This is a genomic window from Pontibacter sp. GD13 (genome assembly GCF_058216355.1).
Genome location: NZ_JBYZMQ010000002.1, coordinates 279,533 through 294,508, shown reverse-complemented (window position 1 = coordinate 294,508; position 14,976 = coordinate 279,533). Strand labels below are relative to the sequence as shown.

12 protein-coding genes are annotated in these 14,976 nt (G+C 54.8%); all 12 read left to right on the top strand.

Translation table 11 applies throughout. The annotated features are described in order from the left end of the window. Positions 1-79: 79 nt before the first annotated feature. The 12 genes from AC4BAN_RS04940 (at position 80) to AC4BAN_RS04885 (ending at position 14,881) form a co-directional block, all read left to right on the top strand. Positions 80-718 carry an NADH-quinone oxidoreductase subunit B gene (locus AC4BAN_RS04940; RefSeq protein ID WP_490563265.1) on the top strand — a complete coding sequence of 213 codons (639 nt, stop codon included), beginning with the start codon at positions 80-82 and terminating at the stop codon, positions 716-718. Between the two features lie 78 nt (positions 719-796). After that, complete coding sequence (gene nuoC / locus AC4BAN_RS04935) at positions 797-2,545, top strand: NADH-quinone oxidoreductase subunit C/D (protein WP_490563264.1); 1,749 nt, start codon at positions 797-799, stop codon at positions 2,543-2,545. A gap of 309 nt (positions 2,546-2,854) precedes the next feature. Further along, the gene (nuoE, locus tag AC4BAN_RS04930) at positions 2,855-3,319 is read left to right on the top strand and encodes an NADH-quinone oxidoreductase subunit NuoE (RefSeq protein ID WP_490563263.1); all 465 of its coding nucleotides are present in this window, start codon (positions 2,855-2,857) and stop codon (positions 3,317-3,319) included. Positions 3,320-3,334: 15 nt separating this feature from the next. Beyond that, a complete protein-coding gene (gene nuoF, locus AC4BAN_RS04925) occupies positions 3,335-4,603 on the top strand; it encodes an NADH-quinone oxidoreductase subunit NuoF (RefSeq protein ID WP_490563262.1) in 1,269 nt (422 codons plus the stop codon). 3 nt (positions 4,604-4,606) lie between these two features. Then, positions 4,607-7,339 (top strand): NADH-quinone oxidoreductase subunit NuoG, encoded by a 2,733-nt coding sequence (nuoG, locus tag AC4BAN_RS04920; RefSeq protein WP_490563261.1) that lies wholly within the window; start codon positions 4,607-4,609, stop codon positions 7,337-7,339. Next, positions 7,309-8,286, top strand: coding sequence for an NADH-quinone oxidoreductase subunit NuoH (nuoH, locus tag AC4BAN_RS04915; RefSeq protein WP_490563260.1), 978 nt, complete (start codon positions 7,309-7,311; stop codon positions 8,284-8,286). The genes nuoG and nuoH overlap by 31 nt, the downstream gene beginning before the upstream one ends. A 318-nt stretch (positions 8,287-8,604) precedes the next feature. Beyond that, a complete protein-coding gene (gene nuoI / locus AC4BAN_RS04910; protein ID WP_490563259.1) occupies positions 8,605-9,120 on the top strand; it encodes an NADH-quinone oxidoreductase subunit NuoI in 516 nt (171 codons plus the stop codon). Positions 9,121-9,124: 4 nt separating this feature from the next. Then, positions 9,125-9,655, top strand: coding sequence for an NADH-quinone oxidoreductase subunit J (gene nuoJ, locus AC4BAN_RS04905; protein ID WP_490563258.1), 531 nt, complete (start codon positions 9,125-9,127; stop codon positions 9,653-9,655). Beyond that, a complete protein-coding gene (gene nuoK, locus AC4BAN_RS04900) occupies positions 9,652-9,966 on the top strand; it encodes an NADH-quinone oxidoreductase subunit NuoK (RefSeq protein WP_490563257.1) in 315 nt (104 codons plus the stop codon). The genes nuoJ and nuoK overlap by 4 nt, the downstream gene beginning before the upstream one ends. A gap of 4 nt (positions 9,967-9,970) precedes the next feature. After that, entirely contained in the window at positions 9,971-11,857 is a 1,887-nt protein-coding gene (gene nuoL / locus AC4BAN_RS04895; RefSeq protein ID WP_490563256.1) for an NADH-quinone oxidoreductase subunit L, read from the top strand. Then, positions 11,854-13,434, top strand: a complete 1,581-nt coding sequence (gene nuoM, locus AC4BAN_RS04890; protein WP_490563255.1) for an NADH-quinone oxidoreductase subunit M — start codon at positions 11,854-11,856, stop codon at positions 13,432-13,434. The genes nuoL and nuoM overlap by 4 nt, the downstream gene beginning before the upstream one ends. Further along, positions 13,421-14,881 (top strand): NADH-quinone oxidoreductase subunit N, encoded by a 1,461-nt coding sequence (locus tag AC4BAN_RS04885; RefSeq protein WP_490563254.1) that lies wholly within the window; start codon positions 13,421-13,423, stop codon positions 14,879-14,881. Before nuoM ends, AC4BAN_RS04885 begins: the two co-directional genes overlap by 14 nt. Positions 14,882-14,976: the final 95 nt, after the last annotated feature.

Genomic DNA, 14,976 nt, shown 5'->3' with positions numbered 1-14,976 from the left:
ATAATAAAAGCATCATTAACAGAAAAACAACAGCCAGGGGATGGCTGCCAAATCCGGACAAACAAAAAAACATAAGCCTATGAAATGGTGGCTAAGCAAACCCGATGCGCCCGCAAACACTGTGCAGGGAACCGGATCGTACGAGGAAGCGGTACAGCAGAGCATCATGCTCAGCACGGTGCAGGATCTGCTTGCTTGGGGGCGCAGGAACTCGATGTGGCCGTTTCACTTTGGCCTGTCCTGCTGCTTTGTAGAAATGGCCACCAGCATGACGCCCAAGTATGATGTGGCCCGCTTCGGCGCGGAGGTAATACGCGGAACCCCGCGCGAGGCCGATGTGATGATCATTGCGGGTACGGTTTTCATTAAAATGGCCCCGATAATTAAACGACTGCACGAACAGATGATGGAGCCGAAGTGGGTCATTTCCATGGGCTCTTGCGCCAACTCCGGCGGCATGTACGACATCTATAGTGTGGTGCAGGGCGTGGACAAGTTTTTACCGGTGGATGTGTATGTGCCTGGTTGCCCACCCCGACCGGACGCGTTTATGGAGGGCTTAATGCTACTCGCGGAAGGGGTAGGAAAAGAAAAGAGACCATTGAGCTGGGCAATTGGGGAGCAGGGGGTTATCAGACCTGAGAAAATTGAGGTAAAGGCCCGCAAACGGGAAAGATGGGACACCATGACCGAGTTCCGATCACCGGACGAAGTATAGGCTACGATCAACTTAAATTAAGCGAAAGTATAAGGTTCAGAATGAGTTAAGCACAGTTTTGATTTTTCATTCCTACCCATGGAAAATAACAGCGGCACACTGATCGAACTGCAAGCGCGTTTCGGTGAGGACACATTTACGCAACAGGAAACCAAGGATGAGATGCTCACCCTCTGGCTGCCATGCGATAAACTGAAGGAAGTGCTCAGCTTTCTGAAAACAGCCGTCCCGAAGCCATTCCGTTTGCTCTACGACCTGGCCGCCATAGATGAAAGAACGCGTAAATTTGAAAACGGCTATCCTTCCAAAGAATTCACACTGGTCTATCACCTGTTCTCCTTTGACCGCAATGCATTTATCCGGCTAAAAGTAGCGCTAACAGGCGAATTCCCTACCGCACCCAGTATTACGCCCATTTGGGTAAACGCAAACTGGTACGAGCGGGAGATCTACGACATGTTCGGCATCAAATTCGACGGGCACCCGCATCTTTCGCGCATCCTCATGCCGCGCACCTGGGTAGGCCATCCACTCCGCAAGGAGCACCCGGCACGCGCTACCGAAATGGGGCCATTCCAACTCTACAACGATAAAATAGACCTGGAGCAATCGGCCCTGCAGTTTAAGCCTGAAGAATGGGGGCTGCAAAGCCAGAGCGAGGACAGTGATTTCATGTTCCTGAACATCGGGCCACAGCACCCCGGCACGCATGGCGTGCTGCGCATTATCCTGCAACTGGACGGCGAGGACATTGTGGATGCCATCCCCGATATTGGCTTTCACCACCGGGGTGCCGAGAAAATGGGGGAACGCCAGACCTGGCACACCTACATCCCTTACACCGATAGAGTGGATTACCTAGGTGGCGTAATGAACAACCTGGCTTACCTGCTGTCGGTGGAGAAACTGGCGGGTATCGAAGTGCCGGAACGCGTGAAAGTAATCCGGGTGATGCTCTGTGAGTTTTTCCGGATCGCCAGCCACCTGGTTTGGTACGGCACCTTTGCCCAAGACCTGGGCCAACTCTCCCCTGTCTTCTACATGTTTTCGGACCGGGAGCGCGTGTTCAACGTGATCGAGGCGGTGTGTGGCGGACGCATGCACCCGAACTGGTTCCGGATCGGGGGCGTGGCGCAGGACCTGCCGCTTGGCTGGGAAAAACTGGTGCAGGATTTCATCGACTATTTCCCGAAGCGACTGAGAGAATACGACGGCATGGTGATGAAGAACAGCCTGTTTAAGGCGCGCACCGTGGGCATTGGCATATTTACCTTGGATGAGGCCATTGAATGGGGTGTTACCGGTCCGGGCCTGAGAGCGTGCGGCATGGAATGGGACTTCCGAAAAAAACGCCCTTACTCAGGCTATGAAATGTTTGACTTCGATGTTCCGACAGCCTCCAACGGCGACTGCTACGACCGCGCCGTGGTGCGGGTAGAGGAAATGCGCCAGAGCCTGCGGATCATTGAGCAATGCCTGAAAAACATGCCGGCAGGGCCCTACAAAGCCGACCACCCGCTCACCACCCCTCCTATTAAGAAGAATACCATGCACGACATCGAGACCCTGATCACGCACTTTTTAGGCGTGAGTTGGGGCCCTGTGCTACCACCCGGGGAAGCTATGAGTTGCATAGAAGCCACCAAAGGAGCTAACGGCTACTACCTGATCAGTGATGGGAACACCTCACCTTACCGGGTACGGATACGGACGCCCTCTTTTCCGCACATGCAAATGCTGCCTTATATCAGCAAGGGCTACACCGTAGCCGATATGCTTTCTATACTTGGGGCCATGGATTATGTGCTGGCAGATATCGATAGGTAAGGTTTTAATGTTTGGATTTTGAGTAGTTGAAGAAAGAAATAATCTGGTACATGGCGGCGCAGTATTTAAGTACGCGCCGCTTGTACCGCCAAAAATAAGCTGTGTGAGTTTCAAAAGCCTTAAAACACAGCTCCTTTGGATTTGCAATCCGAAAGTATAGTAGCCTTGGATTTTTAATCCGCAAACACAAAGGCTGTTGCTATAAGCAAAATGCGGATTACAAATCCGAAGCAGCCGTTAGGAGTTGCAATTGCCTTAAAATTAATTCGAAGTTCTTGTGTCTGACGTTTTGATACTGATGCCTTAAATATGCTGACAACCGAGGAAATACAGAAAATTGAACATGAGGTATCGCTGGTGCCCGTACGGAAAGCGGCTTGCATTGAGGCCCTGAAGGTAGTGCAGCAACAGCGGGGTTGGGTATCGGATGATACTTTAAAAGCTGTGGCCGAGCTGATGGAAATGTCGCCTGCAGAACTAGACTCTGTCGCCACGTTCTACAACCTCATTTTCCGGCAGCCTGTGGGCCGGCATGTGATCCTGGTTTGTGACAGCATCAGCTGCTGGGTGATGGGCTACGAGAACATCAAAGACCTGCTGTCACAAAAACTGGGCATTCAGCACGGCCAAACCACACCCGACGGCCGATTCACGATGCTCCCGAACGTATGCCTCGGCTGCTGCGACCATGCTCCCGCTCTGATGATAGACAACGACCTGTACCAGGACCTGACGGCAGAACAGCTCGATACGATACTTGAAAAATACGCCTGACAAAACAACTGCCCCATGGAAACGCCCCTGACCCAACATATTGTAGCCGGCAGACAACCCCTCAGCTTGAAGGAGTATGAGCAGGTGGGTGGCTACCAGTCTGTGAAAAAAGCGCTCAAGCAAATGGCTCCCGCCCAAGTAACCGAACTGGTAAAGGCATCGAACCTGAAAGGGCGCGGCGGGGCCGGGTTTGGCACGGGCATGAAATGGAGCTTTGTGCCCATGGATGTGCCCGGCCCGAAATACCTGGTGGCCAACGCCGATGAAATGGAACCCGGAACCTTTAAGGACAGGGTGTTGCTGGAAGGGAATCCGCACCAACTGATAGAAGGCATGATCGTGGCCTCCTACGCCATCCAGGCAAATATTTCTTACGTTTTCTTGCGTTGGGCCTATAAACAGGCCGCCCACGAAATAACCAAAGCCATACAGGAAGCCTACGAGGCCGGTTACCTGGGCGAAAACATACTGGGCACCGGCTTTAACCTGGACATGCACCTGCATACCGGCGTGGGGCGCTACATGTGCGGAGAAGAAACGGCCTTGCTCAACGCCTTGGAAGGGAAAAGAGCCAACCCCAGGGCAAAGCCTCCTTTCCCGCAGGTAAGCGGACTGTACGGCAGGCCCACCATTGTTAACAACGTGGAAACGCTTTGCTGCCTGCCCCACATTGTTAACCAGGGGCCGGAGTGGTTTAAAGGGTTAAGCAAAGGCGAGGATGCAGGCACCAAAATTTATGGTGTAAGCGGTAAGGTGAAGCGGCCGGGTGCCTGGGAATTGCCCATGGGGGTTACGGTGCGGGAGCTGCTCGAGGAACACGCCGGCGGAATGAAGGATGGCCTGCAGTTCCGGGGCCTTTTGCCGGGGGGCGCCTCTACAGATTTTCTGGTGGAGGAACACCTCGATGTTAAAATGGACTACGGCTCCATTGCCAAAGCGGGCAGCAGGATGGGCACAGGCACCATGATCGTGCTCGACGACAAGACCTGCCCCGTTGGCTTTGTACTGAACCTGCAGCACTTCTTTGCCCAGGAATCGTGTGGTTTCTGCACGCCCTGCCGCGAAGGCCTGCCTTGGGTAGAGAAAATCCTGCTGGCCATGGAGCGCGGGGAAGGAAGGCCCGAAGACATGAACGTGCTGGACTTCCACACCAAGTTTTTAGGCCCTGGCAACACCTTCTGTGCCTTGGCACCCGGTGCGATGGAGCCGCTGCAAAGCGCTTTAAAATATTTCAGAGCTGATTTTGAACGACACATCACCGAAAAAAAATGTCCCTGGAGGTAAGGTATGGCCACAATATACATCGATAACAAACCCTATGAGGTAACGGCAGGCAAGAACCTGCTCGAAACCTGCCTGAGTCTGAAACTGGACCTGCCCTATTTTTGCTGGCATCCGGCCATGGGTTCTGTGGGTGCCTGCCGGCAGTGTGCCGTCAGCATCTTTAAAGATGAGCACGATACCACCGGAAAGCTGATGATGTCGTGCATGGAGTCGGTGCGCGATGGCATGCGCCTCTCCATCCAGGACCCCACTGCCAAGGAGTTCAGAAACAATGTGATCGGCTGGCTCATGACCAACCACCCCCACGACTGCGCCGTGTGCGACGAGGGAGGCTCCTGCCACCTGCAGGACATGACCGTGATGACGGGCCATAACTACCGGAAATACCACTTCGAGAAACGCACCTACCGCAACCAGGACCTGGGCCCGTTCCTGAACCACGAAATGAACCGCTGCATACAGTGCTACCGCTGCGTGCGTTACTATAAGGACTATGCCGGCGGGAAAGACTTGGATGTTTTTGCGGCCCATAACCATTTATACTTTGGCCGGCACGAAGATGGTGTGCTGGAAAGTGAGTTCAGCGGAAACCTGGCAGAGGTTTGCCCCACTGGCGTGTTTACTGATAAAACCCTGAAGCAGCATTACACCCGTAAATGGGACCTGACCACTGCGCCCTCTGTCTGCCACCATTGCAGCCTCGGCTGTAACATCATCGCCGGGGAGCGCTACGGCACCCTGCGCAACATCACCACACGGTACAACGGCGAGGTGAACGGCTATTTCCTTTGTGACCGGGGGCGCTTTGGCTACGAATTCGTGAACAGTGCCGCCAGAATCCGCAAATCATTGGTCCGCAACCACCTGCCCGAAGCCACTACCCCGGAAAATGCACTGCAGGAAGCCGCCAAAATGATCAGCAGCGGTAAAGTGATCGGGATAGGCTCGCCCCGCGCCTCCATCGAGTCTAACTTTGCTTTAAAGACACTGGTTGGGGAGGATAATTTTTACCTCGGGGTTTCTGAGCCCGACCATGACCTGGTGGCTTTTTCATTGCGGGTACTGCGCGAAACAAAAGCCCATGTGCTGGCGCTTGGCGAGGTGGAAAAATGCGATGCTGTTTTTATACTTGGCGAGGACCTGACCAACACCGCCCCGATGCTGGCCCTGTCGGTACGCCAGTCCGTGCGGCAGCAGCCCCTGGAGGATGTAGCCGCTGCCAAGCTGCCCCTTTGGCAGGATGCAGCCGCGCGTGAGTTGATTCAGGACAAAAAAGGGCCGCTCTTCATTGCCACATACGATACCACCAAGCTGGATGAGCTAGCCACCGACACTTTTCACGCAACCCCCGCCGAGATAGCCCGCCTAGGCTTTGCCGTGGCCAACGCCATCAGCGGAGCACAAGCAGTGGTGAATGACCTGGGGGAAACAGAGGCCGCACTCGCCCAACAGATCGCAGATGCCTTGCTGTCGGCGAAGCGGCCGGCGATCATATCGGGTACCTCGGGAGGACGGGAAAGCATTATCAAAGCCGCCGCCAACATTGCCAATGCCTTACAGGAAAAGGGTAAGCAAACTGGCATCATGCTGGCCCTCCCGGAGTGCAACAGCCTGGGCCTGGAGATGCTGGAGGGCCACAAACTGGAATCAGCTTTTGCTACCATCGATAATGGCGATGCCGACACAGCCATTATCCTGGAAAATGACTTGTACCGGAGGGCCTGCTCTGATGCAGTATCGAAATTCTTCGATCAGTGCAAACAAGTGATCGTGCTGGACCATTTGCACACGCCCACCACCGAAAGGGCCAATGTGCTGCTCGCCGCAGGCACCTTTGCCGAGTCTGACGGCACCCTGGTGAACAACGAGGGGCGGGCGCAGCGGTTTTACCAGGTTTACCCTAATCCGGTAGACATACAGGAAAGCTGGCGCTGGCTCATGCAACTGGGCGGCGCGGTGCAGCAGGAGAACATGCGCAGCTGGACCACTTTCGACGACCTGTTGCCTGCTGTAGTAGCAGCTAAACCGGCATTGCATGGCATCCAGAAAGTAACGCCTTCAGCGGATTTCCGCATGGTGGGGCAAAAGATACCCAGAGAATCGCACCGCTTCAGCGGGCGCACCAGCATGAACGCCGGGCTGCACGTTAGCGAGCCTAAACCGCAGGAAGACCCGGATTCGCCTCTTTCCTTCACCATGGAAGGCTACCGAGGGCAGGCCCCCTCGTCGATCATCCCTTTTTTCTGGTCGCCGGGCTGGAACTCGCAGCAGGCTATTAACAAATACCAGGTAGAAGTGGGCGGCCCTTTGCAGGGAGGGGACCCAGGCATCCGGCTGATCAAGCCCTCCTCCGAAAGTATGGGTACTCGCTTTACCGAGGCTCCGGAGCATTTCCAGCCCCTGAACGGCCACCTGTTCATGGTGCCGCTCTACCATACTTTTGGCTCCGAGGAACTCAGTAACCACGCGCCGGCCATTACCCAACTAAGTCCTGAGCCCTATGTGGCGGTCAATGCCGACGATGCGCAGAAACTACAACTAGAGCAAGGGCAGCTCCTCACCTTTAAAATTGGAGATGAAATTTACCAGTTACCCATAAAAACCAGCACCGTGATCTGCAGCGGCTCTGCCGGCTTGCCTGTCGGATTGGCGGGCATGCCCTATGCTGACCTGCCCGGGTGGGCAGTATTAAACAAAGAACTTGTATGGAAGAAGCAACCACAAACCATCTCCTGATCATTGGTGGGGTGCTGTTCGTGCTACTGAACGTGGCAGCAGGCCTTATTTGGTTAGAACGCCGCATGCTGGCGCTTTGGCAGGACCGCTATGGCCCAAACAGGGCCGGTCCGTTCGGGCTCCTGATCATTCTGGCCGACTCCCTGAAGCTGTTTTTCAAACAAGACTGGATCCCTCCCTTCGCAGATAAAAAGGTGTTCGTGGTGGCTCCGACTGTTGTTCTGATCTCGGTGCTGATGGGCTTTGCCGTGGTTCCGTTTGCGCCCGGTATTGTTGTGGCCGATCTGAACATTGGCCTGCTCTTCTTCCTGGCAATGTCGTCGATGGGTGCTTATAGCATTATTTTGGGTGGCTGGGCCTCCAATAACAAATACGCCCTGTTAGGTTCCATGCGCGGGGCGGCCCAGATGATCTCCTATGAGGTTTTTATGGGGCTCGCCTTGATGGGGGTTGTGTTGCTGAGCGGCAGCTTTAACCTGACACAGATTGTGGTGGCCCAGCAGGAACTATGGTTTGTGGTGCCGCAGCTTCTGGGCTTCCTGATCTTCTTTGTTGCCGGCATCGCCGAAACGCATCGCCTGCCGCTGGATATTCCAGAGGCGGAAAGCGAGCTGAGCGCGGGCTTCCATTCCGAATACTCGGGTATGAAGTTCGGCATGTTTTTCATCGGAGAATACCTGGGCATCACGCTGATCTCCAGCATGATGGTGACGCTATACTTTGGAGGCTGGCTGGGTCCGGCTTTTCTGCCGCCCATTGTCTGGTTCATCCTGAAAACCTTCGGCTTCATCTGCATCTTCATCCTGCTGCGCGCCTCGCTCCCACGGCCACGCTACGATCAGTTGATGTCGTATGGCTGGAAGATTCTGCTGCCCCTCACGCTGCTGAACCTGCTGGTAACCGCCGGGGTGCTGTTGTGGCTGGCGGAGCAGGCTTTGAGTGAGTGAGTGAGTGAGTGAGTGAGTGGACGAGTTATCCAACCACCCCTAACCCTTACTTGTCCAAGGTGGGGAACATTCGCAGCTGTAGTTCCTTCCCATGAAGGATTCAGGATAGGGTAATACTTGTAGGGACAAGTCGCGATTTGTCCGAGCAGTGGCCATAACTATGAAACTTATAGTTCGGCGAGAGCAGCAGCAGATTCCCCGCCTTAAATAAGGAGGGAGTAAAGGGGTGGCTGAAACCGGTACTGTCTTAGCAAAAATTAACGCTGCAGTTCCCGCAAAGGGACAGTTGTAACAACATAAAAAGAAAGGAGCAGAAATATGTTTAGTTTACTGCGTACCATGTGGCTCACGTTTTTACATGCTTTTCACAAGCGTGACACCATACTTTACCCCGAGCAAAAAGTCATACTGCCCACCCGCTGGCGGGGCCGTATCGTGTTGTCGCGCGACCCGGACGGTGGGGAGCGCTGCGTGGCCTGCAACCTCTGCGCCGTAGCCTGCCCCGTGGACTGCATCTCGTTGCAGGCCACCGAGGATGAGACCGGCAGGCGCTACCCGGCTTTTTTCCGGATCAATTTCTCGCGCTGCATTTTTTGTGGGTATTGCGAGGAGGCCTGCCCGACCTATGCCATCCAACTTACCCCGGATTTTGAGATGGGGGAATACAACCGCCAGAACCTTGTTTACGAGAAAGAAGATCTGCTGATAAACGGGCAGGGCAAGTACCCTGGCTACAACTACTACAAAGTGGCCGGCATGGCCATCGGCGGAAAAGACAAAGGGGAGGCAGAGAACGAGTCGCCTCCTGTAGATATCAAAACTTTAATGCCTTAGCCCCATGGAACTAACATTTTACATAGCCGGCGCAGTAGCCATACTTGCCACCATCATGGTGATCACCCGGTACAACATGATTCACGCCCTGCTCTACCTGGTGGTTTCCTTTCTGGCCATTGCCGTCGTGTTTTTCACGCTGGGCGCGCCGTTTATGGCCGCGCTCGAGATCATCATTTATGCGGGTGCCATTGTGGTGCTCATCATCTTTGTAATCATGATGCTTAACTTAAGCGAAGACGCCACACAACAGGAAAAGGAGTGGTTGAAACCCTCCGTTTGGATTGGCCCGGCCATACTTTCGGCAGTGCTGCTGGCCGAACTGGTCTTTATTTTTACCGGGATACAAGTACCGGCTTCCGCCACCGTTCCGGTTGATGCCAGACTGGTAGGGCTGGCGCTCTTCGGGCCTTATGTGCTGGGGGTGCAGTTATGCGGCATGCTACTGATGGCGGGCATAGTGGGGGCCTACCACCTTGGTCGGCAGAAAAGGAAAGTCATGCACCGATTTCTGGAAAGGAGCGCCAAGGCATGATGTCGGACAGTGTATCACTCGAAGCAGGGCTGCTGCTGGCCGGCATCCTATTCATACTTGGGCTGATCGGTGTACTGATCCGTCGCAACATCATTTTCATGCTGGTGTCGGTGGAGATCATGCTGAACGCCGCCGGACTCGCCTTTATCGTGGCGGGCATGCGCTGGGCGCAGCCGGATGGGCAGGTGATGTTCATCTTTATTTTGACCATGGCCGCGGCCGAAGTATCGGTGGGGCTGGCGCTGATCCTGCAGTTGTATCATAACCTGAAAACCCTTGATAGCGATGCGGCAAGTATCATGAAAGGCTAAAACTATGGAAAATCTGATCTGGTTAATTCCCGCCCTGCCTTTTGCAGGTGCCCTGCTTCTGATCCTGTTCGGCCTGAAGCTGCCCAAGTCGCTTGTGCCCGTGATCGGGGCCGGCAGTGTGGGCCTGGCGGCCCTCCTGACCATTTTGCTGGGCGTGCAGTTCATTGGTTCAGGAGCGGAATTCTATCACCAGCAGGCATGGCAGTGGTTCGAGGTGGCGGGCTTTCATCCGGGAATCGCGTTTCACCTGGATGCCCTCTCGCTGGTCTTCATCTTCGTGATCACTTTCGTCGGTTTTCTGATACACCTCTACTCCGCCGAGTTTATGCACGACGATGCAGACTATTCCCGCTTTTTTGCCAGTATGAACCTGTTCGTGGGGGCCATGCTGGTGCTGGTGCTGGCCGACAACCTGCTGCTTCTATACCTGGGCTGGGAAGGTGTAGGGCTTTGCTCCTACCTCCTGATCGGCTTTTGGTACCAGGAACCCGCTAACGGCTATGCTGCCCGCAAAGCCTTCATCATTACCCGCGTTGGCGATACGGCCATGGCCATCGGGCTGTTCCTGCTGTTCCAGCATTTTGGCACGCTAAATATTCAGGAGATCCTCATAGCAGCCCCACAAACCTGGGCGGTGGGTTCACAGACTGCGGTGCTGGTGGCCTTGCTGTTAGTGGGGGGCGCAGTCGGTAAATCGGCGCAGCTTCCTTTGCAAACCTGGTTACCTGATGCCATGGCGGGCCCCTCACCGGTTAGTGCGCTGATACATGCCGCTACCATGGTAACGGCAGGGGTTTACCTGATCTCACGCACCTATGTGCTGTTCGAACTGGCTCCAACGGCACAAACAGTGGTCGCCATCATTGGGGCCGCTACGCTGTTGATCGCGGGTTTTACGGCGCTTACTCAAAACGACCTGAAACGGGTGCTGGCTTACTCCACTATCAGTCAGATCGGGTATATGTTTCTGGCACTGGGTGTTGGGGCGTGGTCAGCGGCTGTTTTCCATTTCATGATCCACGCCTTTTTCAAGGCCCTGCTTTTCCTGGGTGCCGGTGCCGTGATCATGGCCCTGCACCACGAACACGACATGACCTTGATGGGTGGGCTGCGCCAGAAGATGCCGCTGGTGTTCTGGACCTTCCTGATCGGTTCAGCCTCCCTGGCCGCGCTGCCACTCGTCACGGCCGGTTTCTATAGCAAAGACCAGATCCTGTGGCTCGGGCTGGCCGGTACGCATGGCAGCATCTGGTTTTACCTGGCCGCCTTACTGGGCGCTTTTGTCACCTCGGTTTATACTTTCCGGATGGTGTTCATCACCTTTTTCGGCGAGAGCAAGACGGACATCAGTCACCCTCCGGGGTTTTGGATGAAGCTGCCGTTGGTGGTGCTGGCCATACTTTCGCTGGTGGGTGGGTTTATAGAGTTGCCCCATAACTTCACCCACCTCACACTTTTTACCGATTATCTGGCTCCGGTACTGCCAGTAGTACAGATCAACGAGGGGCTCGCACCCAGCGAGTGGATGTTCCAGCTGCTGGCGGCCCTGGTATCCTTAACCGGTATTTACATTGCTTACCTGTATTACCTTAAAAGCCCGCATCTGGTGCAAAGCATGGCGCGCTCAAAACCTACTATGGCACTGCACCGCTTTTGGTATTCGGGCTGGGGCTTCGATGCGTTGTACCACACGCTGTTCGTAAGGCCCTACGTTTACTTCGCCAAGCTGAACAAGGGCGATGCCATTGATAAAATTTATACTTCCACCACTTCCTTCACGCAGTGGCTGCACCATGTTTTTGCCCGCACGCAAACCGGCATGCTGCGCACCTACATGATGGGCGTGCTGGTGGGTACTTTAGTGGTGATAACCATAAGCCTGCTGCTATGATCTTACTTTGGATGCTTGTGCTCTTGATGGCCGGCGGTGTGCTGGCCTGGGTCTCCGAAACATGGGGCAAAAACCTATCCCGCTGGGTAGCCCTGGCAGTCACGCTCACTGACCTAGGCATAGCGCTTTACCTCTGGTGGGGAAAGTCCGCGAATATCGGGCTTCCCTCCCCCTGGATCACGCAGCTGAACGTGAGCTGGGTGCCACAGTGGGGCATCGGCTTCGACCTGGCCCTGGATGGCCTTAGCCTGCTGCTGCTGCTGCTTACTTTCCTGCTGGGGGCGTTGGCTATACTGGTTTCCTGGAACGAGATTCACACCCGCGTGGGCTTTTTCCATTTTAACCTGCTATGGGTGCTGGCCGGTATCACCGGCGTATTCCTGACCATGGATCTTTTCCTGTTCTACTTTTTCTGGGAGGTGATGCTGATCCCGATGTATTTTTTGATCGGGATCTGGGGACACGAGAACAGGACTTACGCAGCCTACAAGTTTTTCATTTTCACGCAGGCAAGTGGCCTGCTCATGCTGCTGGCCATCCTAAGTTTATACTTTATCCATGGCAGCCAGAGCGGGGAATATACGTTTAGCTACTTCGCCTTGCTAGGCACTACCTTCTCCCCCGCTGTGGGCATGTGGCTGATGCTGGGTTTTCTGGCGGCCTTCCTGGTAAAACTACCTGTGGTGCCGTTCCACTCGTGGCTCCCAGACGCGCACTCCCAGGCCCCGACGGCGGGAAGCGTGATCCTGGCAGGCCTGCTGCTGAAAACCGGGGCCTACGGTTTGCTTCGCTTTGTGCTGCCCCTGTTTCCGGAGGCAGCGCAGGCCTTTGCGCCCTGGGCCATGTTGCTGGGCGTGATCGGAATCATTTACGGTGCCGTGGTGGCCTATTCGCAAACCGATTTGAAACGCCTGGTGGCCTACACCAGCGTGAGCCACATGGGCTTCGTGATACTGGGTGTGTTTGCCTTTAACGAACTGGCGCTGCAGGGAGTAGTGATGCAAATGATCACGCACGGCCTCAGCACAGGTGCTCTGTTTATACTTGCCGGCCTGCTGTACGACCGCATCCATACCCGCGACATCGAAAAAATGGGCGGCTTTTGGGCTGCGGCTCCTAAAATGGGCGTGATCGCGATGGTGTTCGTCATGGGGTCTTTGGGATTGCCCGGCCTGGGCAATTTTATTGCGGAGTTCCTCACTTTGCTCGGTAGCTGGCAAGCGAATAACTGGCTGACCGTCTTCGCTACCATCGGCCTGGTTATGGCCACGGCCTACTCGCTGCGCATTCTTAAGAAAGTATTTTATGGCCCGCATCATTCGGCAGCCATGGTGCCTGACCTTACCTGGCGCGAGATGCTCATCCTGGCGCCCATGGTACTCCTGCTGCTCTGGCTGGGCCTCTATCCGCAACCTGTTATGGACATCGTAAAACCAACCCTGGACGAGCAGTTGCAGGCCTACAAAGCAGGCGCAACGGCGCCCACAACTGCCCAGGCTCCAGCGGCACTACAGGTGCTGGCGACTGATTCTATCGCTTTACAAAAAAACATAGGAGGTGCTTATGATCTTAGATGACTTTTTACACCTGATGCCTCTGCTCATCCTGGTCGTGGCCTCGCTGATTATTATGCTGGTGATCTCGGTGCAGCGGAACCACAAACTGATCTATACCATCACGCTTCTCTCGCTGATCGCTGCTTTTATTTCTCTCTTTGAACTACGCGATGCCGGGGCTTACCACATCAGTCCCTTGTTCGTGATAGATGGATTTGCCCTGCTTTACATCGGTATGATCCTGCTTGCCTCCCTGGTGGTCAGTATGTTGTCCTACGCCTACTTCGAGCAGCGGGAGGAGCAAAAGGAAGAATATTACATCCTGCACATCCTGGCCACACTGGGTGCCTGCGTGCTGGTGATCAGCAAGCATTTTGCCGGTTTGTTTTTGGGGCTGGAAGTGCTAAGCGTGGCCTTGTACGGACTTATTGCCTACCTGCGTACCCGCGAACGCTCTGATGAGGCGGGTATTAAATACCTGATCCTGGCGGCCATGTCATCTGCTTTTTTGCTCTTTGGCATGGCGCTGGTTTACGCCATGGTGGGCTCAATGGGTTTTTATGAGATCGGTTTATACTTATCGGTAGTCCATTCGCCCGGCATGCCGCTTCTGCTGCTCACCGGATTTGGGCTGATGATTGTCGGGGTGGGGTTTAAGCTGGGCGTGGTGCCGTTCCATATGTGGACCCCGGATGTGTATGAGGGTGCCCCGGCTCCGGTTACGGCTTTTATCGCCACTGTGTCGAAAGGCGGCATGATGGCCGTACTCATCCGTTTTTTCATGCAGACAAACGGCTTTGGCTACCCCTCCCTCGTACTTATTCTCACGGTCATTGCCATTGCCTCCATGTTTGCCGGCAACATACTTGCCCTGCTGCAAAACAACGTGAAGCGCATCCTGGCCTATTCCTCCATTGCTCACCTGGGTTACCTGCTGGTGGCTTTCCTGGCCGGCAATGCTCTGGGGGTGGAAGCGGTTACGTTTTACCTGGTAGCCTATTTTATCACCAGCCTGGGTGCCTTCGGTGTCATCACTCTACTCTCGGATGAAGAGCGGGATGCCGAGCTGCTCGATGATTACCGGGGGCTCTTCTGGCGCCGTCCCTGGTCTGCGGCCATCTTCACGGCCATGCTTTTGTCGCTGGCCGGTATTCCGCTTACGGCGGGCTTTGTAGGTAAATTTTATTTGCTGGCCGCAGGGGTCCGAACCGAGCTTTGGTTACTGGTGCTTATGCTGGCCCTGAACAGTGTGATCGGCTTGTACTATTACATCAAGATTGTGGCTGTGATGTTCATGCAGACCAATGCAGGCAGGGAACGGCAGGCGTTGCACCCTTCGGCCTATATGGTGAGTGGCGCTACCTTGGCCTTGCTGGCACTGCTGCTGGTATACATCGGCGTGTACCCAACGGGGCTGATGCAGCTGATCCAGGGCCTTATCCTGTCCATCGACTCTCCCTTGCCTTAGCCCGTGATATGATTTCAGGCTTGCTTGCATCATTTCACTTAGCAGCATGCTGCTTTCATCCTTAATAGCAGTATAATTACTAACTTTTTAATGAT

Coding starts and splice junctions, on each gene's coding strand:
- AC4BAN_RS04940 (WP_490563265.1), top strand. CDS start 80: ATGAAATGGTGGCTAAGCAAACCCGATGCGCCCGCAAACACTGTGCAG.
- nuoC (WP_490563264.1), top strand. CDS start 797: ATGGAAAATAACAGCGGCACACTGATCGAACTGCAAGCGCGTTTCGGT.
- nuoE (WP_490563263.1), top strand. CDS start 2,855: ATGCTGACAACCGAGGAAATACAGAAAATTGAACATGAGGTATCGCTG.
- nuoF (WP_490563262.1), top strand. CDS start 3,335: ATGGAAACGCCCCTGACCCAACATATTGTAGCCGGCAGACAACCCCTC.
- nuoG (WP_490563261.1), top strand. CDS start 4,607: ATGGCCACAATATACATCGATAACAAACCCTATGAGGTAACGGCAGGC.
- nuoH (WP_490563260.1), top strand. CDS start 7,309: ATGGAAGAAGCAACCACAAACCATCTCCTGATCATTGGTGGGGTGCTG.
- nuoI (WP_490563259.1), top strand. CDS start 8,605: ATGTTTAGTTTACTGCGTACCATGTGGCTCACGTTTTTACATGCTTTT.
- nuoJ (WP_490563258.1), top strand. CDS start 9,125: ATGGAACTAACATTTTACATAGCCGGCGCAGTAGCCATACTTGCCACC.
- nuoK (WP_490563257.1), top strand. CDS start 9,652: ATGATGTCGGACAGTGTATCACTCGAAGCAGGGCTGCTGCTGGCCGGC.
- nuoL (WP_490563256.1), top strand. CDS start 9,971: ATGGAAAATCTGATCTGGTTAATTCCCGCCCTGCCTTTTGCAGGTGCC.
- nuoM (WP_490563255.1), top strand. CDS start 11,854: ATGATCTTACTTTGGATGCTTGTGCTCTTGATGGCCGGCGGTGTGCTG.
- AC4BAN_RS04885 (WP_490563254.1), top strand. CDS start 13,421: ATGATCTTAGATGACTTTTTACACCTGATGCCTCTGCTCATCCTGGTC.